Origin of the sequence: Ruegeria jejuensis (assembly GCF_041537905.1) — a bacterium.
Taxonomy (GTDB): Bacteria; Pseudomonadota; Alphaproteobacteria; order Rhodobacterales; family Rhodobacteraceae; genus Ruegeria_C.
In genome coordinates, this window is record NZ_JBGRUO010000008.1 from 26103 (window position 1) to 49125 (window position 23023).

Sequence of the window (23023 nt, forward strand, 5' to 3'; positions counted from 1 at the left end):
CTGCTTCGAACACCCCAGAAAAGGCTGGATTTGCCTTCGCGATTTTGGCAGCGTCTGTTCAGGCAAATTGGCGATGGCGTCGCCACGTTTTGAGTGTATTGAAACGCGCCACTACACACAGTCCTGAACGCCGGGACCTCTTTGATCGGAGGTCAATATGACTGCACGTCCTGAATTCTATCGCTTCCACAACGGCCAAAAAGCCGGTCTGCAATTTGCCGACAGCGAATATGCCGCGCGCATCGAAGGCTTGCGCAAAACCTTGGTCGAGCGCGGTGCGGAGGCTGCCGTTTTCACCTCGATGCACAACGTCTCATACTACTCGGGATTCACCTATTGCGCCTTTGGGCGGCCTTATGCGCTGGTTGTGACGCCGACCGAGTGCGTGACCATCTCGGCCGGGATCGATGCGGGCCAGCCCTGGCGGCGCTGCTACGGCGACAACATCACCTATACCGATTGGCAGCGCGACAATTACTGGCGCGCGATCCTGTCGGTGACCGGGCCGGGCAGGGTGATCGGCATTGAAAGCGATCACCTGACGCTGCTGCAACAGGGCAAGCTGCAGAGCTTTCTTGCGCCGTCAAACACGGTCGACCTCTACGAGGCGACGATGCGCCAGCGCATGCACAAATCGCCCGCCGAGATCGAGATGATCCGCGCGGGCGCGGCGGTGGCCGATGTCGGCGGCTATGCGATCCGCGAGGCCATCAAGGAAGGCACGCGCGAGATCGATGTCGCCATGGCCGGGCGCGACGCGATGGAGTTGGAGATCGCCAGCCGCTTCCCGGAGGCCGAATATCGTGACACCTGGGTCTGGTTCCAGTCAGGGATCAACACCGACGGCGCCCATAACCCGGTCACCGGTCGGCGGCTTGAGCGCGGGGATATCCTGTCGCTGAACACGTTTCCGATGATCTCGGGCTATTACACCGCGCTCGAACGCACGTTGTTTGTCGGCGAGGTTGACGAAGCGAGCCTGAAACTCTGGCAGGCCAATATCGGCGCGCATGAGCTTGGTATCTCGCTGCTGAAACCCGGTGCCAGCTGCGCCGAGGTTACGCAGCAGATCAACGCCTTTTTTGCCGAGCGCGACCTGCTGCAATACCGCACGTTTGGGTATGGCCATTCCTTCGGGGTCCTGTCGCATTACTATGGCCGCGAGGCCGGTCTGGAACTGCGCGAGGATATCGATACCGTGCTGGAGCCCGGCATGGTGATCTCGATGGAACCGATGCTGACCATCGCGGACGGCCAACCGGGGGCAGGGGGCTATCGCGAGCACGATATTCTGGTGATCACCGAGGACGGCAACGAAAACATCACGGGCTACCCCTATGGCCCTGACTTCAACGTGGTGGGATGAATACCGCCCTGCGCAAGCTTAGGGCCGGAACGCAAGAGAGGCAGCAAAAGCTGCCTCTCCTTTGTTGTTCTGGATCGGAAGTTACCGGTTGAGGAACTCCAGATCGTATTTGTCCGCAACATCCGGCAGCGGATGTTCGGCATGCAGTGAAGTGACGATGCCGTAGATCATGAACAGCAGGATCACCGCGATCGGCAGACCGGCCACGATTGAGGCTGTTTGCAGGGCGCTCAACCCGCCTGCCAGCATCAGAACACCCGCGACCACACCGGCGGTCAGCCCCCAGAACACACGGAACTTGACCGGCGGATGCTCATCCCCCATCGACAGCATCGTGCACATCACAAGAGTGCCCGAGTCTGACGAGGTCACAAACCACGAGATCAGCAGGATCGTGACCAGCACGGTGATCGGATAGGTCAGCCATGCATAACCGAAGCCCTTGATCGTCGCGAAGACGCCCGCGGCATAGTCGTTGTTCACCGCTTCGACCACGCCCGCATCATAGAACAGATCGACGCCAGCCGCCGCGCCGCCAAACACACCCATCCACAGCATCACGACCGAGGTCGGGATCAGCAGCACGCAATAGCAGAACTGCTTGATGGTGCGCCCCTTGGACACGCGGGCGATGAACAGGCCCACAAACGGGCACCATGCGATCCACCAGCCCCAGTAGAAGATGGTCCACCAGCTCTGCCACTGGTTATCGGGCTCGCCATTGATCCAGAAGCCCATCGGAATGACGGTCCACAGATAGTCACCAAAGCCGGAAATCGTGATGCCGAGCAGGAAGGCGGTGGGGCCAAGCACGATGAACAGGATCAGCAGGAAGATACTGGCCATAACATTGGTTTCGGACAGAATGCGCACACCTTTGCCCACTCCGGACGCCGCCGAGGCCGTGCCCAGGCAGGTGATGATCGCCACAAGGATCAACTGGTTGGTTTGGGTATTGGCCATCCAGCCCAGATCTTCGAGCCCGGCAGCGATGGGCGTGACGCCCAGACCCAGCGAGGTCGCCAGACCAAAGATGGTGCCAAACACGCCGATCAGGTCCACCAGATGTCCCCACGGGCCGTAGATTCGATCCTTGAGCACCGGGTAAAGCGCAGTGCGCAGGGTCAGGGGCAACCCGTGGCGATAGGAAAAATATGCCAGGCTCAACCCGACCAGCACATAAAGCGCCCAGCCGTGGAACCCCCAGTGGAAGTTGGTGATGGTGACCGCCGAAACGGCTGCATCCACCGATCCGGGCTCAATACCCGCGCGCTCAAGGAACGGGCTGCCCTGAATGTGGAACATCGGCTCGGCCACGCCCCAATAGATCAAACCCGATCCCAGACCGGCGCTGAACAGCATGCAGATCCACGAGAAGGTCGAAAAATCCGGCTCGTCATCGTCTTTGCCCAGCTTCACATCACCAAAGCGGCTGATCATCAGCCACAGCACAAAGAACAACGCGGCATTCACCACCAGCACATAGAACCAGTCCAGTGATCCGATGATGAAGTCCTTGCCCGAGGCAAAGACCGCGCTGGACGCCTCGACATCGCGGATCGTGTAAAAGACGAAGCCCAGGATCATCACCATGGAGGCGATGCCCATCGTGGGGTTCATCCCTTTGAACAAGCCTGACTTGGCAACAAGATTGTCAGGTCTCTCTTTTGATTGATCACTCATTTCTTATCCCTCTTTGCCCTGTTGGTCCGGCTTATCTCGTTGATCCTGCGGCACCTCTGCGTGCCGTGGCGGATGCCCATGTCTGGAACGCTTCTTCCAGACGCGCGTGGTTGTTGGCCCACCATTCGGCATCCGACAGGATGTAGAGGTTGTCCTCATAGGCAGGGCCGTTGGGAATGCGTTGCAGCACGTCATCCGACAACAGCGCCATCGAGGATTTCCGCGTCGGCCCGTTGGGCAGATACCCCACCATATCGGCCAGCGCGTTGGAACTGCTGGCGTAGCGGATGAACTCGATCGCGGCGTCCTTGTTCTGGCTGCCCTTGGGGATGCCAAAGAGGTCCAGTTCGATCACGCGCCCATCCATGTTGACGGTGAAATCCGCACCCTCTTCCTGCGCGGCGGTGGCGCCGGTCGTGGCCCAGATCGAAGACATCGCCACATCGCCCGCATTCAGCAGGCGCACCGGTTCGCGCCCGGTTTCCCAGATTTGCAAGCCGGGGCGGATATCCTCCATCTTCTTCAGCGCCCGCTCGACGCCTTCGTCCGTTTCGAGCGTGGCATATACTTCCTCACGCGGCACGCCATCGGCCATCAGCGCCCATTCCATAATCACCGTGGGGTCGTTGCGGATGGCCCGCGCTCCCGGATAGGTCTCGGTGTCGAAGAAATCGGCGATGGTCGATGGCGGTGCGTCGGCAAATTGCGAGTTCTTATAGGCATAAGCCGTGCCCCAGACGATCACACCGACACCGCAATCATTGAGCGCGCCTTCGACGAAATCCTCACGGAATGGGGTGCCATCCGCGCCATCGGGAAGCTCGATATCCGAGATATCCTCCAACAGACCTTCCTTGCAGGCCCGCAGCGAATCCGCCTGGGTCAGATCAACCACGTCCCAGATGACATTGGCGCTTTCGACCTGATCGCGGATTTCCGAGATGCCGCCATTGTAATGCGCCACGTTCACCTTCGACTTGCTCTCGGCCTCATAGGGGCGCACGAAGCCCAGCATCTGGCTGCGCATATAGGGGCCGGTCCAGGAGGTGAAGGTAATCTCCGGCATTGCGGCCGGGGGCGCCTGGGTATCGGTCGTCTCCTGTGCGCTGGCGGCACCGATCGACATCGCCGCAATGAGCGCTGCCAATCCAAACGGGTGTCCGTTGGATGCAATAGATCTGCTAAAGACCATTAAGTGTCCTCCCTTTATCAAGCTGATTATTCCTGGTTTGACCCGATCAGCGCGTCATGCGGGCCGACAAGACCCGGTATTCGGCAACAGGGTGCCCTTAGGGCAATCTTACCCTGATCATCGGGTAAATGGGCAACATCCATTGGGCAAATACGACCCCTTTGAGGGGGATAGCGACTGGCGCGCCGCAAACTTGGCCCTGTCGCGGTCGTATAGGCGTGACTTGAAACGCGGACGCCCAACGGCCCTCCATGGCCAAATGCGGTGTGAAGCGCCGCTAAAAACGCATGGTGCGACGTGGCGAAGGCACGCGTCGACGCTGGAAAGGACCGGTGGAGGGATCAGTCGCAGGTGAACGTCAGGCGATAGAATCCCTGTCCGGCAGGCTCGGAGGATTTGAACGTTGCGGGACCGCCGCAGCCTTGTTCGGCATTCAGATGCTCTGCGTCTGTTGGGGTCGGGGTCTGCAACCCGTCGATGATGACCTCGCTGCCGTTATAGTAGGTTTGGACGCCTTCGATATTGGTCGGGGTTTGACATCCTGCCAGAACAACAAGGACCGGGACAGTGGCGAGGTATCTCATGGCGCTCTCCATATGACTGCGTGAAGTCTATCAAGGCGCCGCCTTACATCAACCTTTCTGCATCCCTTGCGTGAGCCATTCACTCCGCCGATCCGCTTTATCAGGGAGAGGGGTGCCAGATCGGACCGCATCAGGTTTTCGCCAACTCTCGCAGAAACTCAGGTTTAAGGGCCACCAACAGAGTTCTTGTTCAAAGAAAGTAGGCACGCCGATCGTGCGAAACTGCCCGGAATCGTTCTATTGTCTTGTAAGTGAGTTGCTGACCAGGGAGGAAACGGATTTGGACGAGAGAAAAATTGCTATGGGTTTGGGAGGCGTGGTTGCCATTCTTCTGGTGATTGCGTTGTTTTCTTACGGGCGTGAAGATGTGGATGTTCACGATGCCGTCTCAGCGGCCCTTTCCGGCACCGAAGATAAGATTTCGGCACTTGAAAACAAAATTGGCCAACTTGAATCTTCGTTGAACGAGGTCACAGAGAAGACGGTATCTTCGGCAAGTGCCGAGGATCTGGCATCGCTGGTATCTCGTGTTGAGGATCTGGCTGGCTTGCGAGACGAGATTGACGCGCTCTCGCAGAAATCTGCTTCGGTCACCGGAGAGATTAGCGGCATTCATGACAGAATAGAGCAAACGGAGGCGGCCTTGGAGAATGCTGTCCAATCGGCCGCTGCGGCGGCCATGGCCGTGGTTCAGCCCGCTGAGCCTGCGGAAGCGGAGACCACACCAACTGGCGATACCGCCGCCGGGGCAGATACGGCGGTGTCTGACGCAAGTACAACAACAGCCGATGCGGCTTCAAATGGCTTTACGCCGGGCGAGACGGCGATTTTTGATGATGGTGCTTTGGCGGTATTTGTGTCGCGTCTCATGCCCGACAGCGCGCAAGCAGTGGTGTCCATCAAGCAAGAGAGCAAAACTCTGACAGCCGGAAGCGGTTTGGTTCTGCCGGTTGGAGATAGCCACTGCAAGCTCTTGCTTGAAAGCGTTTCAGCCGATGGCGCTGTCCTTTCCGCGATATGTGGTGATGCCTTGCCCGCGCCCGAGGGCTATATGGCTGGTGATACGGCGCTGCTTAAGGATGGGGCTATTCGCGTGTTCGTTTCATTGGTGAGCGAAGACGCCGCGCGCCTTTCCGTAAATGGGCAAATGGTCAGTCTGCCGGTGCGCAGGTCAACTCCGATCTCGGTGGGCGAAGACAAATGCCGCGTTCGAGTCGATGACATAGATCGCGGGCATGTGCGCGTAAGTGCGACTTGTGGATCCGAAATATCGGTATCCAGTGCAGTGACGGCTGGCAAAACAGTCATCTTGGGCGATGGAGCCGCGCGGATTTTTGTGGGTTCCGTCACCACCGATGACAAGGTGCGTTTCGCGGTAAACGGTCAAACTCTGAGTACCGGTGTGTCGGGTGATAGCTTCGATATCGGCGACACATGCTCGGTCACGATCGAGGATGTTGCCGACGGTGCGGCCAGCTTTAGCTACGAGTGTTCAGAATAGAGTAAGCCAAGCCGAGAAATCGAGCTATGCGTCTTGGAATGGCAGGGGGACGATGAATCTCTGGAGGTCTCCCTGCCTCCCGACTCGTGGATTGGCATACAGATTGACCGCGGCTTAAACGTGCTGCAACCCGTCCGAGCGGCACAGACCTGCCGCGTGCCGGGAGGTGCCAGGACCAGATTTCACTTGCTGGACAAAAGGCTGGGTATTGCTGAGTCGCCGCTCAGAAATATATTTATTTTCAGATATTTAGGGGAAGCTTTTGGTAGCCCGTAGGGGAATCGAACCCCTCTTTCCAGGTTGAAAACCTGGCGTCCTAACCGATAGACGAACGGGCCACGCTAGCTTGTGGAGGGGCTTTTACGGTCTAGCGGGTAACCCTGCAAGCGGAAAAATGAGCTTTTGGGGGATTTTTTTCCCAGCTTCGTATTTCTGAGTAATTTCATGAGTTTGTGGCTTCTGCCGCATCATCCAGACGCAGTTGGACGCTCTGGCGGCCGCCCCAGCTGTTGATCTCCAGCCGACCCGCAACGTGAAAGCGGGCCCCACCGTGGTTACTCAACCGTGGCCCCAGTTCGCTGTCGAACGCGCCGAATGCGATCGCGTCTATGCCACCTGACATTCCGTCGGTCAGCGACAGTTTCAAATGCGTCTCGCCCACCCGTTTGGCGAAGCGAACTGCAAGGTCGGGCAGCGCGAAACGCGGGGCAGGGGCGCTGGCCCCGAACGGCCCCGCCTCTTCCAGCTGTTCGATCAACCCGACCGAGGCCGCCCCCGGCATCAGCGCACCGTCAAGCCGCAGGTCGCGGGGGCCGCCCTCTCCGGCGCCCTGTTTGGCCAGCATCTCGGACAGCCGCTCCATCGCCGGTTCCAGCTTGTCGCGCATCACTGTCAGCCCAGCGGCCATCTTGTGGCCGCCGCCCTTGACCAGCAGCCCCTCGGCCGCCAATCGCTGGATCGACGCACCCAGATCGACGCCCGGCACCGAGCGGCCCGAGCCCTTGCCCTCGTCCCCGTCAAAGCCGATCACGATGGCGGGGCGGTTGGCGGTTTCCTTCAGGCGCGAGGCCACGATGCCGACAACACCGGGGTGCCAGCCGTCCCCAGCCGCCCAGACCAGCGGCGCATCAAGCCCGCGGGTTTCGGCCTGTTCCAGGGCTGCGGCGCGCACGGCACTCTCGATCTCGCGTCGCTCGGTATTCAACTGGTCCAACTGTTGCGCCAGCACTTCCGCCTCGACCATCGAGTCGGTGGCCAGCAGCCGTGCGCCCAGATCGGCCTTGCCGATGCGGCCGCCCGCATTGACGCGCGGCCCCAGCAGAAAGCCCAGATGGTAGGAGGTCGGCGCGGTTTCCATCCGCGCGATGTCGGACAGGGCGACGAGGCCCGGGCGCTGACGTGCGGCCATGACCTTGAGCCCCTGCCGCACTAGCGCGCGGTTTGCCCCAACCAGCGGGGCCACATCGGCAACGGTCGCCAGCGCCACCAGATCAAGCAACGCCAGCAGGTCGGGGCCGGTGGGCTGGCCCGCCTCCCGCAATTGCCGTCGCGCCTCGACCAGCATCAGGAACACCACGGCGGCAGCGCAGAGGTAACTCAGATCGCCGCTTTCATCCTGCCGGTTGGGGTTCACCACCGCCATGCAGTCGGGCAGGGTCTCGCTGCCCAGATGGTGGTCCAGCACGATCACATCTGCGCCTTTGGCGGCAGCGATCGGGTCATGACTGAGCGTGCCGCAATCGACACAGATGATCAGATCATGGGACCGCGCCAGATCCGCCATGGCGGGGGCGTTGGGGCCATAGCCCTCGTCGATCCGGTCGGGTACATAAAGCGTTGCCTCAAGGCCCATTTGTCGCAGCCAGACCAGCAACAGCGCCGCCGAACTGCCGCCATCCACGTCGTAATCGGCAAAGACCGCGATCCGCTGCCGCTTGCTGACCGCGTCGAGAAACCGGGCGGCGGCGGCCTCCATATCCTTCAAGCTGCGCGGATCGGGCAGCAGGTCTTTCAGGGTCGGTTGCAGAAATCCCTTGGCCTCCATCGCGGGCACGCCGCGCCTTGCCAGCACCTTGCAAACCGCATCGGGCAGATCCGCCTGCTGCCGGATCATGTCGGCGGCGCGGTCCGTATCTGGTGACGGCCCGATCCAGCGGCGACCGGTCAGCGATGTCTCAACCCCAAGAAAGCTCATGGCCCTGTGTTCTCATTCCTGCCCGGACATGACAAGGCCGGACCTCATCGGCCCGGCCTGCGTTTTTCACCAACGTGGCGCGCGGTTACTGATGCGAGTCCAGCGGCGTCCGGTAGGACATGCGACGCACCGAGCCCGTCTTGGAGCGCATCAGCAGCGTAGTGGTTTCGACCCAGCCCGGCTCGCGCTTGATGCGCGGCAGCAGCGAGCCACCGGTGACGCCGGTGGCGGCAAAGATCACATCCGAGGTCACCATTTCGTCACGGGCATAGATCCGGTCCAGATCGGTGATCCCGGCCTTGGCGGCGCGGCCTCTTTCGTCATCGTTGCGGAAGACGAGGCGGCCAAAGATCTGCCCGCCCATGCATTTCAGCGCGGCAGCGGCAAGCACACCCTCGGGCGCACCACCCTGGCCCATATACATGTCGATGCCGGTGGTCTCGGATTCGGCGCAATGCATCACGCCAGCCACGTCTCCATCGGTGATCAGGCGGATCGACGCGCCGGTCTGGCGCACCTCGGTGATCATCGCCTCATGGCGCGGGCGTTCCAGAATGCAGACCGTAATGTCGGACGCCGAGCAGCCCTTGGCCTTGGCCAGCGCCTCAACCCGTTCCGCCGGGCTCATATCCAGCGACACGACACCCTCGGGGAAGCCCGGGCCAACAGCCAGCTTGTCCATGTAGACATCGGGCGCATGCAGCATCGAGCCGCGCGGGCCCATGGCGATCACGGTCAGCGCGTTGGGCATGTCCTTGGCGGTGAGCGTCGTGCCTTCCAGCGGGTCCAGCGCGATATCAACGCCGGGGCCGTCGCCGGTACCAACCTCTTCACCGATATAGAGCATCGGGGCCTCGTCGCGCTCACCCTCGCCGATCACCACGACACCGGCGATATCGAGCAGGTTGAGCTGTTCGCGCATGGCGTTCACGGCCGCCTGGTCAGCGGCCTTTTCGTCGCCCCGTCCCACAAGCGAGGCCGAAGCCAGCGCCGCCTGTTCGGCCACGCGGGCAAGCCCCAGCGATAGCATCCGGTCATTGAAATCATATTTGGCGGGGCTCATTGCAAAGTCCTTTGGTCATTTGAACACGTGTTTCGGGGATAGCGCGCCTTGCACGCGCACGGCAAGAGATTTGGCGGGGCAGGGCGCTCCCCTGCCATTCGCTCAGACCTCTTCGATCCGGAGCGCCACCGGCTGTTCTGCGATGACGTCGGTCCGGTCAAATGCCTCAAGCGCGTCATCAAGCGCGGCGCGCGTGGTCTTGTGGGTCACGATCAGCACCGGCGCCTTGGCGTCGCTATGGCCATATTGGCGCATCCGGTCGATCGACACGCCTGCGTCGCCCAGAATCGAGGCCACCTTGGCCAGCGCGCCGGGTTTGTCCAGCAGCGCCATGCGCAGATAATAGGGGGCAGGCAGGCCGGTGCGGGCGGGTTGTGCCGCCTCCAGCGTGGTTGCCGGCTGCCCGAAGGTCGAGATGCGCAGGCCGCGCGCCAGATCGCAGATATCACCGACAACGGCACTGGCGGTCGGGCCTTCGCCCGCGCCGGGGCCGCGCAGCACGATCTGTTCGACCGCGTCGCCCTCGATCACCACCATATTGGTGCCGCCCTCAAGCTGACCCAGCGGAGATTGCGCAGGCACCAGGCAGGGCTGCATACGCTGTTCCAAGCCACGTGCGGTGCGTTGCGCCACACCCAGCAGCTTGATGCGGAACCCCATATCGGCGGCCTGACGGATGTCTTCCAGACTGATCCGCTGAATGCCTTCCAGCACCACATCATCAAAATTCGGTTTCGTCCCGAAAGCGATCGAAGCCAGCAGCGCCAGCTTGTGCCCGGCATCGATGCCGCCCACGTCCAGATTGGGATCAGCCTCCAGATAACCCAGCCGCCCGGCCTCTTCGAACAGCGCGTTATAGCCCAGCCCGTCCGCCTCCATCCGGGTGAGGATATAGTTGCAGGTGCCGTTCATCACACCCATGACGCGGGTGATGTCGTTGCCCGCCAGACCTTCGGTCAGCGCCTTGATCACCGGGATGCCTCCGGCAACGGCAGCCTCGAAGCGGATCACATGGCCCGAGGCCTCGGCCTGTTCGGCCAGAGCCTGGCCGTGGATGGCCAGCAGGGCCTTGTTGGCGGTGACCACATCCTTGCCCGACGCCAGCGCTGCCTCTGTTGCGTCCTTGGCGGTGCCTTCGGAGCCGCCCATCAGCTCGACAAAAACATCCACGTCATCGCGCTGTGCCAGCACCACCGGGTCGCTTTCCCAGGCATATGAGGACAGGCTGACGCCGCGATCCTTGCTGGCGTCGCGGGCCGATACGGCGGTGATCTCGATCCGTCGTCCGGTGCGTTTTTCCAACAGGTCGGCCTGGCGTCGGATGATCTTGACGACACCGGTGCCGACGGTTCCCAAACCTGCAATCCCTAACCGCAGCGGCTGCGCCATGTCTCACCGGTCCTTTCTGCTCGTATTGGCCGCGCGTTTGCAGCGGCATATCACTTGCGACCGTGCCTTATCGGGTTCACCGGGCCGGTGCAATGGAGCGTGGCGGCTTATTGGGCGTTGTCGGGCGTGGTTGCGCCATCATCGGGCTGGGGCGCCTGCAATTGCCGCGCGCGGTTCCGTAGGGCGGCGGCGCGCGCATCCAGCTCTTCCTCGATCTCCAGTGCTTCGGCTTGCGGATCGACCGGGGGGCCAAGCGCGTCTTCCAGCGGGATGAGGCTGGGATATCTGCTGTTGCGCAGTTGCGGGCTTATCTCGTCATCAAGCTCGGGCACATTGGTGCAGGCGGTCATTGCCAGCAGCATCGCCCCGATCAACACAAGAAGCCGTCCCGTCATGCGCTTACATCCTTCCACATATCGGTGATGCAACGGCATGGCCCCGCGCGCAAGTGGGGTTTTATCTGAACATATGTTCAGATAGCGTTGTCCCATGGCACGTACCCAAGGTTCACATTCCGACATTACCGGCCCGCGCATTCAGGCAGCGGCGCTAGAGCTTTTTGCCCGGCACGGCTATGCCGCCGTCTCGATGCGCCAGATCGCGGCACAGGTGGGGGTGCAGGCCGGGGCGCTTTATAACTACATCCCCGACAAGCAGACACTGCTGTTCCGGCTGATGCGCGATCATATGGAGACGCTGCTGGACACACGGCGCACGCAGGCGGGGTCGGGTGATCCCGAGGCGCGGCTGCGCGATTTCGTCCGCTTCCACATCCGCTTTCATCTGGAACGGCCCGATGCGGTGTTCATCGCCTATATGGAGCTGCGCAACCTCTCGCCTGAAAACTTCGCCCGGATCGAGGAGTTGCGCGGAGACTATGAGCGCGACCTGCAAGACATCCTGCGCGATGGCAGTGCCGCGGGGGTGTTCTCGGTGCCCGATACCAAGCTCGCCACGTTGGGCGTCATTGCCATGCTGAACGGGGTCAACACCTGGTACCGCAGCGGCGGGCGGCTGTCGCTGGACGAGGTCGAGGCGGTCTATTGGTCGATGGTGCGCAAGGCGGTGGCTGCCTGACAGCTAGGCCATGTCGAAATGGTGCAGGAAGCGGTCACGCACGATGCCTTCTTCTTCCGGCATCACATGGGGTTGCTGCCAGTCTTCCCCGGCAAATGCAGCCAGCGAGGCCACTGAATCCCAAACCATCACCAGACAGAACTCGTTCGGGGATTCGGAGCGGGGCAGCCCGGCGGTGATCGAGACAAGCCCGCTTTGCTCGCGCATCAGGGGCAGGGCGGTCTGGGTCAGGAATGTGCGAAATTCATCGACGCGCTCTTCATAGATGACAGCGCGGAATATGCGGATGATCATAATGGCCTCCCTCTTTTGAAAGGAGGCCAGTCTAGCACAGTTGCGCGGGTTCAGTGCGCCGGGCGGATGAAGGTGCCATTGCGCAGGTCGCGCATCGCCTGTTGCAGCTCGGCCCGTGTATTCATCACGATCGGCCCGTGCCAGGCCACCGGCTCGGCAATTGGCGCGCCCGAGATCAGCAGGAAGCGCACGCCTTCGGGACCGGCCTGAACCGTGATCTCATCCCCGGTGCCGAACCGCACCAGCGTCCGGTCGCCCGACATGTCGCGGATATTGACCTCTTCGCCCGCCACCTCTTTTTCCAACAACACACCACTGGGCGCGGAGGCATCGGCAAACGCCGCCTGACCTTCGAAGATATAGGCAAAGGCGCGTCGATAAGTGTCGATGCGGAAAGTTTTGCGCACCCCGGCGGGCACCCGAATATCGAGATATTGCGGGTCGGCGGCGATACCGTCCACCGGGCCGGTCTTGCCCCAGAACGACCCGACGATCACCTTCACGCGCGTGCCGTCATCGTCGATCACCTCCGGGATTTCGGCCGAGGCCACATCCTGATAGCGCGGGGCCGTCATCTTTTGGCTGGCAGGCAGGTTGCCCCAAAGCTGGAACCCATGCATCTGACCCGCCGCGTTGCCCTGCGGCATCTCCTGATGCATGATCCCTGATCCTGCGGTCATCCATTGCACGTCGCCTGCACCCAGCGTGCCGGTGTTGCCCAGCGAGTCGCCATGTTCGACGGTGCCGGACAATACGTAAGTAATGGTCTCGATCCCGCGATGGGGATGCCAGGGGAAGCCGCGCAGGTAATCCTCGGGATGGTCATTGCGGAAATCATCAAACAGCAGGAACGGGTCCAGCTCGCTGGGGTCCTGAAAGCCGAAAGCGCGGTGCAGTTTCACACCGGCGCCTTCGACATGCGGCGTCGCTTTTCGGGTTTCGATGGTGGGTCTGAGGGACATGGTTCGTCTCCTTCAATGTCGGTTTGGGACAAACCTATGGGTTTTACCCGGCAGGACAATTGTCGCCCCTCGAACGACGGCTGTGCGATTTTGCGCAGCAAAGTCGCTGCGCTGCCTCTCCTCTGTGCGCAAGGAATAATGATTTACATCAGACTGCTAGCGCCCGAAGCTAACTTCGCTCTCTCCACCATGCGCTGGGCTTGATCCGTCCACCGCGCTTGCGGTCAAGCCAGAGCGCAAGCTTGCGCAAGCGCGACAGCGCCAGTTTCAGCCAGAGCCGGTCGCGCAGGCGGGTGAAGTCCCGGTTGAACGGGCAGACCCGCATACAGATCGCGCAATCGGTGGACAGTTTGGCCCAGAAGCCAAAGCATTTCTCGGCATCCGACGTCCATTTGCGCACCCCCTTGATGGCTGACACGTTCGCGGTATCGGTCGAGGGCGGCCCATAAGGCAACGCCTTGACCGGGCAGGCATCGGCGCATTTGGTGCAGATGTCACAGAAGGCCCGCACGCCCAACGGGCGGGGCTGGTCGTGATCAAGTGGCAGATCGGTGAAGATCTTGGAAAACCGCAGGCGCGGGCCGAATTCGGGGGTGATCACCATCTGGTTGCGGGCATATTCACCCAGGCCCGCCTTGATCGCATAGGGGATCACCAGCCCGGTATCGTTCATCGACGCCACCGCGCGATAGCCCAGATTGCGGATGTAGCCCGCCACCTGCATCACCACCGCCGCCTCGTGGCTGTATTCCCGCCCCGTCGCCGCGCCGGCGAGTGCCGAGGGGTAGGTGGCGACCAGTTCTTTGTCCATCTCATGGCCCAGCACGATTACCGATGTCATGCCGTCGGGCAGATCAGAGGGCGCTTCGCTCATATCGCGGGTATCGACGCGTGCCGTATAGAGCCAGCGGGTATCCAACTCGGTGATGCCGCAAAGGTCGGCGCCAAAGAAGGTGGCTACACGCTTGATTTCCGAAGACATTTTGTTCGTCGCATCGATCTCGACCGCTTTGGGCGCTACCGGGGTGTCATCGCTGATCGCGGCCTGAAACCCTTCGCGGCGTCCCTGATCGGCGAAGCGATTGGTCATCACGTCCGAGATCAGCCAGGCCGCATTGCGCAGGGCAAAGTCGCGCTGCGAGAACCCGTCACCCCGGCGCGGCGTTGCATCCATCCGGTACGAATTGAAGAACTTCTCGCTGTGCCTGGATTTGATCCGATCATCCCACATCGCGCGCGTGAAGATGTCGTTGCGCTGGCTGAAGCGTTCGAAGGCCTCCGTCACCTGGATCCCGGCTGCGGCATCGGTGGGTCGGGTCAGCGCGTCACGATTTGCAGGATAGACCATGGCGTCAGGCTAACCACGACGCGAAGACCGGGCAATCCCCTCTGTTCGCTGCTCATGTGATGGAGTAAGCAGGCGGGCGCAACGGGCGGAGGGCAGCATGTCGGATGAGGTTTTGGCGGTCATTGAGGCATCCGCTCCACGGCGGTGGTTTGCGATAGCCATCCTGTGCGCGCTGGGGGTCTTGGTCTTCTATGTCGCGCTTGCGACTCCGCCCGCGCCAGGTTGGCAGCTGTTTCTGATCGGGGCAGGGGGGCTGTCGATCTGGCTGGCGCTGCGTCTTTATCGGGCCACTGAACACCGGATCGAATTGACCGCGACCCAACTGCGCAGCAGCGCGGGCGTGGTGATCGCCGAGATTGCCGAGATTGAGGCCCTGGATCGGGGCGCGTTTGCCTTCAAACCCTCGAACGGGTTTCTGATGCGCATGAAAAACCCCGGTGGCCGTACATGGCAACCGGGGCTCTGGTGGCGTTTGGGACGCCGTATCGGTATCGGCGGTGTCACGCCGGGGTCTCAGGGCAAGTTCATGGCCGAGGCCATCGCCACTCTAATGGCAGAGCGAGACTAGAGCTCGGCGCGCACCAGCCCAGTGAAACGCGGCCGGGTAAAGACAAGGTTTTCCATGTCGGTGATGTTCACACCAACCGCAAAGGGCGGGACATAGGTGTTGGACGTTTCGACCAGAATGACCCGTTCCTCATCCGGCATGATCGGCAGGCGATCCCGGATTTCCGCAAGCCGGTCGTCATCCATCGGGTTCGCAAAGCCGCGATTGGCCGACCAGTCCAGATAATACCCGTCGGTATCCTCATCGTAATGGACGACGCTGATACGCACGCGGCTTTCCGAGCCGGGCTTGGTCATCAGCCCGAACACCGTAGCCATCGAGTCGATATAGGTATTGTTGATCACCTCGGTCTCACGCGAAACGAGGTCGCCGATCGTATAGGCCGCCTTGAGGTTCAACGCGTTGGCTCTGTAGGCGTCGAGAAAAGTGAAAACCGCCAGGAAAGCCCAAAACAGCAGGGGCAGCATCATGAGGGCTTCGACCGAAATTGAGCCGTTTTCCTCTTTCGAGAAGCGCTTAAGTCTGGGTGCAATAAAAGGTACCATGATTTTACTGAGGCTCCTGCACAAAGGCGGTTGTCGCAAACAGCCGATACTTGCCGTCTTCGTTATCGGCCAAGGCGGCGCCAAGGTGGCTTGTTGGCAGGATCGGAGAGATCAGGACACAGGCGTGCATCACCATCAGCTCGTTGCTTTGACCATTGGTAAATCTGTATTGCGGGTTGATCACTTCGATCCGGTCGACGCAATCGGCCCCTTCCTTGGTGGTCACCGCGACGCGGGGGTCCACCGGCACCAACTCCAGCCTGAGATTGCTGTTGCAATTCTCGATGAACTCGGCACGTTCGCAAATGGTCTGTTTGACATCATCATGTTCGTACCGGGTGCCGGTGCTAAGGCGGATGTCGCGAACGGTCGTGTCCACGGCCCGTTCAAGCATTCCGCGATGGATGTTCAACATCGCCATCTCGGCGCCAGAGGCGACTAGGAACATGACGACAGGGAACACCATTACAAATTCGATCGTCGCGGAGCCGCTTTCCTTAGTTAGAAAGCCACAGAGGCGGTTCAGGAAACTAGGTCTCATTGTGTCAACCTCAGTTTGCGGATCGACGATCCGATGGACGAGAAGGCTTCGTCGATCGTTACTTCGTTGGATGCGTCACCGACTTTGTAGAAATGATTGTCAGAGCTTGCGCAGTAATCCAGCAGCGTTGCGCCGGACTCCGGTGCCTCGAAAGCGATGCTGTAGATGTAAGCGCCGCGCTCGGGGGATTTCATCAAATCGCACATCGCCCGAACGCGCTGGTCCTTGGTATCGTTGTAGGTCCAATCGACAACCGAGTTATACCAGTTGCTTGCAGCCGAACTGCCCATCCAGTCATCAAGAAGGTTGCGCACGTAGCGAACGGAGGTCTGTTCCCACAGCTCGGCATAGTCAAGCCGTGTCGCGTTGCCACCCTCTTCTTTGGTTTCGGTCTGGTATTCATACCAGCAGCTATAGTAGCCGCAGACACGGACCCGGGTCTGGATTTCATATTCCGATCCGGGTTGCGCGCCATAGGCGTGGTCTTGCCAGATGCCTTCATGATGCCAGTAATACTGGTTGGTGGAGTCGTTGTAGCTGGAATAAACCTCTTCCGCGCCATTCCACCAGATGTTTGACGGCCCTTCCCGGTAGGGGGCCTTGATCGCACCCTGATCGGTATTTGCGCCATCGGTCATCAGCACCAGAACCTTCATCGCGTCGCCGCTGTTGTAGGACGAGGGCCGATCGGCAAACTCGCTGGGAACAGTGGCAGACTCGGACCCGTCCGCCATGCCCGAGATCATGTCGACAGTGCTGTCATCAAGCAGGGCGGCGCCCCACTTCATGCCGATATCGATCGATGTGTTGCCCCAGGCACGCAGCTCGTCGATATAGGTGTTGATCGCGTTTGCGTCCTTCTGGAAAGGCAGAATCTCGCGGTTGTTGCGACTGACGCTGCCATCGGTTTCACCCTCTTCGATCAGGACACCGTCGTCGCACATCTCATAATAGACGCGCTTGTTTTCTGGGCGCAGATCGAAGGCATAGCTGCTCCAGGGCCAGGGCGACATATGCAGCGTGCGCTCACGCTCACGCGCCAGATCCATGGTTGTTGTCAGGAACTCGTCATCCGAGAAGTTGATGCAGTTGGCATGATTGTTCTGACCGCTCAGGCTCAGATGCGGCAGCATGCTGTCCGGAAAGGACACCTGCGTCGCGTAAGGAATAATCGAGATGGACAGGTCGCCATCGCGGGTATTCGCCGACATCTGGTTGACGAAGTTCTTCGCCGCAACTTTCAGGTCAACCAGCCGGTTATAGTTGTTCATCGAACCCGAGACATCCAGCACCAGCGAAATCTCTACCTCACCGATCCGTTCTTCGGCAACGCTGTGCGCTTGCACGTTCAACGTGTCGATGCCCGACAGATGCATGAACTGCGTCGGAAAGCTGGACCGGGCCGTGGCTTCGACGATCCGATATCCCAGCGGACCGATATTCTCTTCACCCGAAAATTCCGGGGTGACGATGATATCAGTTTCCCGGTCGATATAGTCCTGCAGACCCTCCTTGGTCAGATAGTCCATGACCACGTCCTTGGGGTCCTGGGTCTGATCGAGGTCGGCAGCGGCCAGCACCGCCCGGTCCAGAACGCCTTGCAGGCGGGCCCGGTCGCGTTCGTGGCGCATCACGTCGACGCCGATGCCACCCAATGCGATGATGATGAGAAAAATGTAGCACGAGAAAATCGTCATGGATCCCGTGTCGTCCGACAGAAATGACCTGCCGCGTCTGTGAAATTGTTTGGCCGCACGACGCCCCCATACGTGCGGTTTGTTAACATGGTTGTGCATACTACACCTCTATCCCCCGGACCCGATGATCCAATTCCGAAGACATACTTCAGACTTACTTCGACTATCCTAGATGCGCTGTGAACATGGCGATAATTGGGCATAACCCGCCCCAAACCTAGAATAATAGGGGCAATTCGGGGACACTTCTGCGTGCATTTGGGCTTCTGTTTCCCGCCACGCGACAGTGTCACAATGCCGCCCCGGGATCGGGCGATTCGCGCCAGAGACCTGAAAGAGTGGTTACCGACCTGCTCAAAAATGTCGCATCGCCGCGTCGAACCTGCTTAAGGTGGCGAGAACACTCGGTGTGTATGGCGAGTCGCAGAAGGTCAGGGAGGACCAATATGAGCCCAAGGAACGAACCCAGTTTTCGTGAGAGTGTGGATCTGATGTTCAACAGGGCGGTCGCCCTGATGGATTTGCCGCCGGGACTCGAAGAAAAGATACGGGTTTGCAACGCCACCTACACGGTGCGGTTCGGCGTGCGGCTTCGCGGCCAGATTCAGACCTTCGTTGGCTATCGCTCGGTGCATTCCGAACATATGGAGCCGGTGAAGGGGGGCATTCGTTATGCGCCCTCGGTCAATCAGGACGAGGTCGAGGCGCTGGCGGCGCTGATGACCTACAAATGCGCGCTGGTCGAGGCACCGTTTGGCGGCTCCAAGGGTGGGCTTTGCATTGATCCGCGCCAGTATGACGAGCATGAGCTGGAACAGATCACCCGCCGTTTCGCCTATGAACTGGCCAAGCGCGACCTGATCCACCCCTCGCAGAACGTGCCGGCCCCCGATATGGGCACAGGCGAGCGTGAGATGGCCTGGATCGCCGACCAGTATATGCGGATGAACACCACCGACATCAACGGCCGCGCCTGTGTCACCGGCAAGCCGATCAATGCGGGTGGTATTCAGGGCCGGACCGAAGCCACCGGGCGCGGCGTGCAATATGCGCTGCGCGAGTTCTTCCGTGACAAGCGCGACATGGAAAAGGCGGGCATGACCGGCTCGCTCGACGGCAAGCGCGTGATCGTGCAGGGGCTGGGCAATGTGGGCTTCCATGCCGCCAAGTTCCTGGCCGAAGAGGACGGCTCCAAGATCATCGGGATCATCGAACGTGACGGCGGTATCTACAACGCCGACGGGCTGGATGTGGAAGGCGTGCGCAACTGGATCGTCAAACATGGTGGCGTCTCCGGCTTCCCGGATGCCACCCATGTGGAGGACGGCGCGGTCCTGCTGGAAGAAGACTGCGACATCCTGATCCCGGCGGCGCTGGAAGGGGTGATCAACCTCAGCAATGCCGAACGCATCAAGGCCCCGCTGATCATCGAGGCCGCAAATGGCCCGGTCACCGCGGGTGCCGACGAGGTGCTGCGCAAGAAAGGCTGCGTGATCATTCCCGATATGTATGCCAATGCCGGTGGTGTGACGGTGTCCTATTTCGAATGGGTCAAGAACCTTAGCCATATCCGCTTCGGCCGGATGCAGCGCCGTCAGGAAGAGGCGCGGCACCAGTTGGTCATCGACGAGTTGCAGCGGCTTGACGACTATCTGGGCGACAAATGGTCCATGTCCCCGGATTTCAAGGACAAGTATCTGCGCGGCGCGGGCGAATTGGAACTGGTGCGCTCGGGCCTCGATGACACGATGCGGATTGCGTACCAGTCGATGCGCAATGTCTGGCATGACCGGGCAGATATCGAGGATCTGCGGACTGCGGCCTATATCGTCTCGATCGAAAAGGTTGCGGCCAGCTACCGTGCCAAAGGTCTCTGACCCAGGATGGCGGAGTGCGACCTGACCTTCGGCTGTCAGTGCGGCAAGCTCCGCGGGATCGTGCGTGGCGTTTCACCCCGAAACGGCACGCATGTTCTGTGTTACTGCACCGACTGTCAGGCCTTCGCGCGGCATCTGGGGGCAGAGTGGGCGATGGACCCAAAGGGTGGCACAGCCCTCTACCAGACCCTGCCATCGCGGCTCGAACTCACCCAAGGGGCCGAGCATCTGGCCTGCCTGCGCCTGACGCCCAAGGGGCTCTATCGCTGGTATGCGTCCTGCTGCAACACGCCGCTGGTCAATACGGTTGGTGCCAAGCTGCGCTTCATGGGCACGCTGTTGGCCGCTTACCCGGACGCGGATGCCGCTGATGTCATCGGGCCGGTCGTGGCCGTTGGCAACGTGGATGAGGCGACGTCGCCGACCGGGTTGAAAGCCAAGGGGCGGGTGAAAATGGTTGCGCAGATTTTGGGACGGCATCTGCGCGCGGGGTTTCAGCGCGATGGCCGGAAAACGCCATTTTTCACGAGTGATGGCAAGGCTGTCGTGAGGCCCGAGATTCTCGACCCGTCATAGCGCCGCGCCATCGTGCAATTAAGGATGTAGGGTAGGCCGATCGACGGTTCTGCTCCCAGTTCTCAGGCCCATGGCCGCCACAAACGTGCATGACTCCAAAAGGGCGATGGCAGCGCAGGCGGCAGGCGGGTAGTCTTGCGGCGTCTCAACTGATTCCGGAGGACCCCGATGATCCGCTATGTGCTTGCAGCCTCTTTGCTGGCGACGCCCGTTCTGGCCAAGGAAACCAAGGAGGAAAGCTGCGGTTATCAGGCGCAGGTCATTCAAGCCATTCAGCAGGCGCGGCTGGACCGGGTGAAACAGGCGGATGTGGCCTCGACCATCGCCGCCAGCAACCCGACCTGGCCCGCACAGTACAACGCCGCGATTCCGCAATTCGTGCCCTGGGTCTACGGCCAAAAGATGCGCGATCTGCGCAAGACCGATCTAGGGGCGCAATTGCAGACCCAATGCTTGGAAAACTGGGATAAGATCCAGCAGATGCAGAAAGAGCTGAAAAACTGATATGTCGCTGCCGCCCGGCTTTCTGGATGAATTGCGCAGCCGCTCCAGCCTGTCACAGGTGGTGGGGCGCAAGGTCACGTGGGACCCGCGAAAATCCAATCAGGGCAAGGGTGATATGTGGGCACCATGCCCGTTCCATCACGAGAAAACCGCGTCATTTCATGTAGATGACCGCAAGGGGTTCTATTACTGCTTCGGCTGCCACGCCAAGGGCGACGCGATCAGCTTCGTGAAAGAGACCGAGAATGTCTCGTTCATGGAAGCGGTCGAGATTCTGGCGCGCGAGGCGGGTATGCCGATGCCCGAACGCGACCCGCGCGCGCAGGAAAAGCAGGACCGCCGCACGCAACTGGCCGAAGTGATGGAGCAGGCGGTGCAGTTCTTCCGCCTGCAACTGAAGACCGGGGCAGGGACGGCGGCGCGCGACTATCTGGTGCGGCGCGGGCTGGACGGGGCTGCGGCAGAGCGGTGGGAGATCGGCTTTGCCCCGGATGGCTGGCAGGCGCTCTGGGATCACCTGCGCGGCAAGGGGGTCGAGGAAGACCTGATCATGGGCGCGGGGCTGGCCAAGCCCTCGACCAAGGGCGGCAAACCCTATGACACCTTCCGCAACCGCATCATGTTCCCGATCCGCGATGCGCGCGGGCGCTGCATCGCCTTTGGCGGTCGCGCCATGGACCCCAATGACAATGCCAAATACCTGAACTCGCCCGAGACCGAGCTTTTCGACAAGGGCCGCAGCCTCTATAACCAAGGCCCCGCCCGCACGGCGGCGGGCAAGGGACAGCCGCTGATCGTGGCCGAGGGCTACATGGATGTGATCGCGCTGGCCGAGGGCGGCTTTGGCGCTTCGGTCGCGCCGCTGGGCACCGCGGTCACCGAACATCAGCTGCAACTGCTCTGGCGGATCGCGGATGAGCCGATCATTGCGCTGGATGGTGACACGGCAGGTCTGCGCGCGGCGATGCGGGTCATCGATCTGGCCCTGCCGCTGCTGGAGGCGGGCAAGTCGCTGCGCTTTGCGCTGATGCCCGAAGGCAAGGACCCCGACGACCTGATCCGGGCCGAGGGGCCCGCTGCGGTGCAAAATGTGCTGGATCAGGCGATGCCGATGGTACGCCTGCTCTGGCAGCGCGAGACCGAAGGTAAGGTGTTCGACAGCCCCGAGCGCAAGGCGGCGCTGGACAAGGCGTTGCGCGAAAAGATCAAGCTGATCCGTGATCCCTCGATCCGGTCGCATTACGGGCAGGAGATCAAGGATCTGCGCTGGGAATTGTTTCGCCCGCAGCGCAAACCGAAACAGGGGGCCTGGCAGCCGCGCGGCAAATGGCAGCCGCCGAAACCGACGCCGCTGCCGCAGACCCGCGCCTCGCTGCTGGCCTCGCAGGGCGAGCACAGCCAGATCCAGATGCGCGAGGCCGTCATTCTGGCCGCCGCCATCGCAACGCCCGAAATCGTGGTCCAGTTCGAGGCGCAGATCGAAGAGATGGAGTGCCGCGACCCTGACAATGCGGCGCTGCGCGATCAGGTCCTGCGCCACGCGATTGATGCACCAGAGCACCTATCGGACAGGATTCACGAGGCGCTTGGCCCCGAGGCCCTTGAAAACCTGCACCGGCTTCGCCATGTGGCCATCAGCCCCTGCGTGCGCCGACCCGGCGATGTTGAACTGGCCGAGATGACCCTGGCCGAAGAACTCGCAAAACTCACCGCGCTGCGCGGGCTGACCGCTGAGATGGCCGAAGCACGTGAAGAGATTGCCGAGCTCGAAGACGAGGCGGTGACCTGGCGCGTTGCGCAGGCCGCCGAAGAGCATAACCGCGCCAGTCGCTCGCAGAACGAGGACAAGGCAATCTTTGACGTGGCCGACAATGGCGCGCGAATCAAGCGGGACGAACGGGACGCGCTGGATGCGATTGTCTCGGGAATCAACTTTGAACGAAAACGCTAATAAGGGCGTTTTGCTAAGGAACATGGGAAAAAAACAGGGTAAACGGGTGGCCGAATCAGATCTTCGCGCTAATGATTCGTTTCAGCCGAATCACCCAGCCCTGCAGGAGCA

General features: G+C 61.0%; 21 protein-coding genes and 1 tRNA gene. 8 read left to right on the forward strand and 14 right to left on the reverse strand.

Going from position 1 to position 23023, the window contains the following annotated elements; all coding sequences use genetic code 11:
* The first annotated feature begins 157 nt into the window (after positions 1-157).
* The gene (locus tag AB1E34_RS11100; RefSeq protein ID WP_372572412.1) at positions 158-1366 is read left to right on the forward strand and encodes an aminopeptidase P family protein; all 1209 of its coding nucleotides are present in this window, start codon (positions 158-160) and stop codon (positions 1364-1366) included.
* 81 nt (positions 1367-1447) lie between these two features.
* On the opposite strand, the gene AB1E34_RS11105 is transcribed toward AB1E34_RS11100, so the two are convergent.
* The 3 genes from AB1E34_RS11105 to AB1E34_RS11115 all read right to left on the reverse strand — a co-directional run bounded on the left by AB1E34_RS11105 (position 1448) and on the right by AB1E34_RS11115 (position 4825).
* Positions 1448-3049, reverse strand: a complete 1602-nt coding sequence (locus AB1E34_RS11105) for a BCCT family transporter (RefSeq protein WP_372572413.1) — start codon at positions 3047-3049, stop codon at positions 1448-1450.
* A gap of 31 nt (positions 3050-3080) precedes the next feature.
* The gene (locus tag AB1E34_RS11110) at positions 3081-4241 is read right to left on the reverse strand and encodes an extracellular solute-binding protein (protein ID WP_372572414.1); all 1161 of its coding nucleotides are present in this window, start codon (positions 4239-4241) and stop codon (positions 3081-3083) included.
* Between the two features lie 341 nt (positions 4242-4582).
* The gene (locus tag AB1E34_RS11115; protein ID WP_372572415.1) at positions 4583-4825 is read right to left on the reverse strand and encodes a hypothetical protein; all 243 of its coding nucleotides are present in this window, start codon (positions 4823-4825) and stop codon (positions 4583-4585) included.
* Between the two features lie 280 nt (positions 4826-5105).
* Here AB1E34_RS11115 and AB1E34_RS11120 point away from each other — a divergent pair, with 280 nt between their 5' ends.
* Positions 5106-6326, forward strand: a complete 1221-nt coding sequence (locus tag AB1E34_RS11120; RefSeq protein ID WP_372572416.1) for a hypothetical protein — start codon at positions 5106-5108, stop codon at positions 6324-6326.
* Positions 6327-6589: 263 nt separating this feature from the next.
* On the opposite strand, the gene AB1E34_RS11125 is transcribed toward AB1E34_RS11120, so the two are convergent.
* From AB1E34_RS11125 to AB1E34_RS11145, 5 genes are all read right to left on the reverse strand, one after another.
* A tRNA-Glu gene (locus AB1E34_RS11125) sits at positions 6590-6664 on the reverse strand.
* Positions 6665-6768: 104 nt separating this feature from the next.
* Positions 6769-8520, reverse strand: a complete 1752-nt coding sequence (gene recJ / locus AB1E34_RS11130) for a single-stranded-DNA-specific exonuclease RecJ (RefSeq protein ID WP_372572417.1) — start codon at positions 8518-8520, stop codon at positions 6769-6771.
* Between the two features lie 85 nt (positions 8521-8605).
* Complete coding sequence (glpX, locus tag AB1E34_RS11135) at positions 8606-9583, reverse strand: class II fructose-bisphosphatase (protein WP_372572418.1); 978 nt, start codon at positions 9581-9583, stop codon at positions 8606-8608.
* Positions 9584-9685: 102 nt separating this feature from the next.
* Positions 9686-10972 carry a homoserine dehydrogenase gene (locus AB1E34_RS11140; protein WP_372572419.1) on the reverse strand — a complete coding sequence of 429 codons (1287 nt, stop codon included), beginning with the start codon at positions 10970-10972 and terminating at the stop codon, positions 9686-9688.
* Between the two features lie 107 nt (positions 10973-11079).
* Positions 11080-11367, reverse strand: a complete 288-nt coding sequence (locus tag AB1E34_RS11145; protein WP_372572420.1) for a hypothetical protein — start codon at positions 11365-11367, stop codon at positions 11080-11082.
* Between the two features lie 94 nt (positions 11368-11461).
* Here AB1E34_RS11145 and AB1E34_RS11150 point away from each other — a divergent pair, with 94 nt between their 5' ends.
* Positions 11462-12049, forward strand: a complete 588-nt coding sequence (locus AB1E34_RS11150; protein ID WP_372572421.1) for a TetR/AcrR family transcriptional regulator — start codon at positions 11462-11464, stop codon at positions 12047-12049.
* Positions 12050-12052: 3 nt separating this feature from the next.
* Here AB1E34_RS11150 and AB1E34_RS11155 read toward each other — a convergent pair whose 3' ends face one another.
* The 3 genes from AB1E34_RS11155 to AB1E34_RS11165 all read right to left on the reverse strand — a co-directional run bounded on the left by AB1E34_RS11155 (position 12053) and on the right by AB1E34_RS11165 (position 14653).
* On the reverse strand, positions 12053-12343 hold the full coding sequence (locus AB1E34_RS11155) for an antibiotic biosynthesis monooxygenase family protein (RefSeq protein WP_372572422.1): 291 nt from the start codon (positions 12341-12343) through the stop codon (positions 12053-12055).
* A 50-nt stretch (positions 12344-12393) separates the two neighbouring features.
* Positions 12394-13305 (reverse strand): pirin family protein, encoded by a 912-nt coding sequence (locus AB1E34_RS11160; protein ID WP_372572423.1) that lies wholly within the window; start codon positions 13303-13305, stop codon positions 12394-12396.
* Positions 13306-13474: 169 nt separating this feature from the next.
* Complete coding sequence (locus AB1E34_RS11165; protein ID WP_372572424.1) at positions 13475-14653, reverse strand: reductive dehalogenase; 1179 nt, start codon at positions 14651-14653, stop codon at positions 13475-13477.
* A 97-nt stretch (positions 14654-14750) separates the two neighbouring features.
* Between AB1E34_RS11165 and AB1E34_RS11170 the strand changes: the two genes are divergently transcribed.
* Positions 14751-15221: a hypothetical protein gene (locus AB1E34_RS11170; protein WP_372572425.1), complete on the forward strand. Its 471-nt coding sequence runs from the start codon at positions 14751-14753 to the stop codon at positions 15219-15221.
* Here the strand turns inward: AB1E34_RS11170 and AB1E34_RS11175 are convergent.
* From AB1E34_RS11175 to AB1E34_RS11185, 3 genes are read right to left on the reverse strand one after another with little or no spacing between them, the layout of a single operon-like run.
* Positions 15218-15766: a TadE/TadG family type IV pilus assembly protein gene (locus AB1E34_RS11175; RefSeq protein ID WP_372572426.1), complete on the reverse strand. Its 549-nt coding sequence runs from the start codon at positions 15764-15766 to the stop codon at positions 15218-15220. The two genes, AB1E34_RS11170 and AB1E34_RS11175, sit on opposite strands and share 4 nt — an antisense overlap.
* A gap of 4 nt (positions 15767-15770) precedes the next feature.
* Positions 15771-16307 carry a TadE/TadG family type IV pilus assembly protein gene (locus AB1E34_RS11180; protein WP_372572427.1) on the reverse strand — a complete coding sequence of 179 codons (537 nt, stop codon included), beginning with the start codon at positions 16305-16307 and terminating at the stop codon, positions 15771-15773.
* A complete protein-coding gene (locus tag AB1E34_RS11185; RefSeq protein ID WP_372572428.1) occupies positions 16304-18004 on the reverse strand; it encodes a pilus assembly protein TadG-related protein in 1701 nt (566 codons plus the stop codon). The genes AB1E34_RS11180 and AB1E34_RS11185 overlap by 4 nt, the downstream gene beginning before the upstream one ends.
* A gap of 446 nt (positions 18005-18450) precedes the next feature.
* Between AB1E34_RS11185 and AB1E34_RS11190 the strand changes: the two genes are divergently transcribed.
* The 4 genes from AB1E34_RS11190 (at position 18451) to dnaG (ending at position 22912) form a co-directional block, all read left to right on the forward strand.
* Positions 18451-19881 (forward strand): Glu/Leu/Phe/Val family dehydrogenase, encoded by a 1431-nt coding sequence (locus tag AB1E34_RS11190; protein WP_372572429.1) that lies wholly within the window; start codon positions 18451-18453, stop codon positions 19879-19881.
* 6 nt (positions 19882-19887) lie between these two features.
* On the forward strand, positions 19888-20457 hold the full coding sequence (locus AB1E34_RS11195; protein WP_372572430.1) for a DUF6151 family protein: 570 nt from the start codon (positions 19888-19890) through the stop codon (positions 20455-20457).
* Positions 20458-20625: 168 nt separating this feature from the next.
* A complete protein-coding gene (locus AB1E34_RS11200) occupies positions 20626-20961 on the forward strand; it encodes a hypothetical protein (RefSeq protein ID WP_372572431.1) in 336 nt (111 codons plus the stop codon).
* Position 20962: 1 nt separating this feature from the next.
* Entirely contained in the window at positions 20963-22912 is a 1950-nt protein-coding gene (gene dnaG, locus AB1E34_RS11205) for a DNA primase (protein ID WP_372572432.1), read from the forward strand.
* Positions 22913-23023: the final 111 nt, after the last annotated feature.

What these genes read in the sequence shown, in the direction of transcription:
- AB1E34_RS11160 (WP_372572423.1), bottom strand. Translation starts at nt 13,305, where the DNA reads ATGTCCCTCAGACCCACCATCGAAACCCGAAAAGCGACGCCGCATGTC.
- AB1E34_RS11105 (WP_372572413.1), bottom strand. Translation starts at nt 3,049, where the DNA reads ATGAGTGATCAATCAAAAGAGAGACCTGACAATCTTGTTGCCAAGTCA.
- dnaG (WP_372572432.1), top strand. Translation starts at nt 20,963, where the DNA reads ATGTCGCTGCCGCCCGGCTTTCTGGATGAATTGCGCAGCCGCTCCAGC.
- AB1E34_RS11200 (WP_372572431.1), top strand. Translation starts at nt 20,626, where the DNA reads ATGATCCGCTATGTGCTTGCAGCCTCTTTGCTGGCGACGCCCGTTCTG.
- recJ (WP_372572417.1), bottom strand. Translation starts at nt 8,520, where the DNA reads ATGAGCTTTCTTGGGGTTGAGACATCGCTGACCGGTCGCCGCTGGATC.
- AB1E34_RS11150 (WP_372572421.1), top strand. Translation starts at nt 11,462, where the DNA reads ATGGCACGTACCCAAGGTTCACATTCCGACATTACCGGCCCGCGCATT.
- AB1E34_RS11100 (WP_372572412.1), top strand. Translation starts at nt 158, where the DNA reads ATGACTGCACGTCCTGAATTCTATCGCTTCCACAACGGCCAAAAAGCC.
- AB1E34_RS11155 (WP_372572422.1), bottom strand. Translation starts at nt 12,343, where the DNA reads ATGATCATCCGCATATTCCGCGCTGTCATCTATGAAGAGCGCGTCGAT.
- AB1E34_RS11165 (WP_372572424.1), bottom strand. Translation starts at nt 14,653, where the DNA reads ATGGTCTATCCTGCAAATCGTGACGCGCTGACCCGACCCACCGATGCC.
- AB1E34_RS11115 (WP_372572415.1), bottom strand. Translation starts at nt 4,825, where the DNA reads ATGAGATACCTCGCCACTGTCCCGGTCCTTGTTGTTCTGGCAGGATGT.
- AB1E34_RS11145 (WP_372572420.1), bottom strand. Translation starts at nt 11,367, where the DNA reads ATGACGGGACGGCTTCTTGTGTTGATCGGGGCGATGCTGCTGGCAATG.
- AB1E34_RS11195 (WP_372572430.1), top strand. Translation starts at nt 19,888, where the DNA reads ATGGCGGAGTGCGACCTGACCTTCGGCTGTCAGTGCGGCAAGCTCCGC.
- AB1E34_RS11185 (WP_372572428.1), bottom strand. Translation starts at nt 18,004, where the DNA reads ATGACGATTTTCTCGTGCTACATTTTTCTCATCATCATCGCATTGGGT.
- AB1E34_RS11175 (WP_372572426.1), bottom strand. Translation starts at nt 15,766, where the DNA reads ATGGTACCTTTTATTGCACCCAGACTTAAGCGCTTCTCGAAAGAGGAA.
- AB1E34_RS11170 (WP_372572425.1), top strand. Translation starts at nt 14,751, where the DNA reads ATGTCGGATGAGGTTTTGGCGGTCATTGAGGCATCCGCTCCACGGCGG.
- AB1E34_RS11180 (WP_372572427.1), bottom strand. Translation starts at nt 16,307, where the DNA reads ATGAGACCTAGTTTCCTGAACCGCCTCTGTGGCTTTCTAACTAAGGAA.
- glpX (WP_372572418.1), bottom strand. Translation starts at nt 9,583, where the DNA reads ATGAGCCCCGCCAAATATGATTTCAATGACCGGATGCTATCGCTGGGG.
- AB1E34_RS11190 (WP_372572429.1), top strand. Translation starts at nt 18,451, where the DNA reads ATGAGCCCAAGGAACGAACCCAGTTTTCGTGAGAGTGTGGATCTGATG.
- AB1E34_RS11110 (WP_372572414.1), bottom strand. Translation starts at nt 4,241, where the DNA reads ATGGTCTTTAGCAGATCTATTGCATCCAACGGACACCCGTTTGGATTG.
- AB1E34_RS11140 (WP_372572419.1), bottom strand. Translation starts at nt 10,972, where the DNA reads ATGGCGCAGCCGCTGCGGTTAGGGATTGCAGGTTTGGGAACCGTCGGC.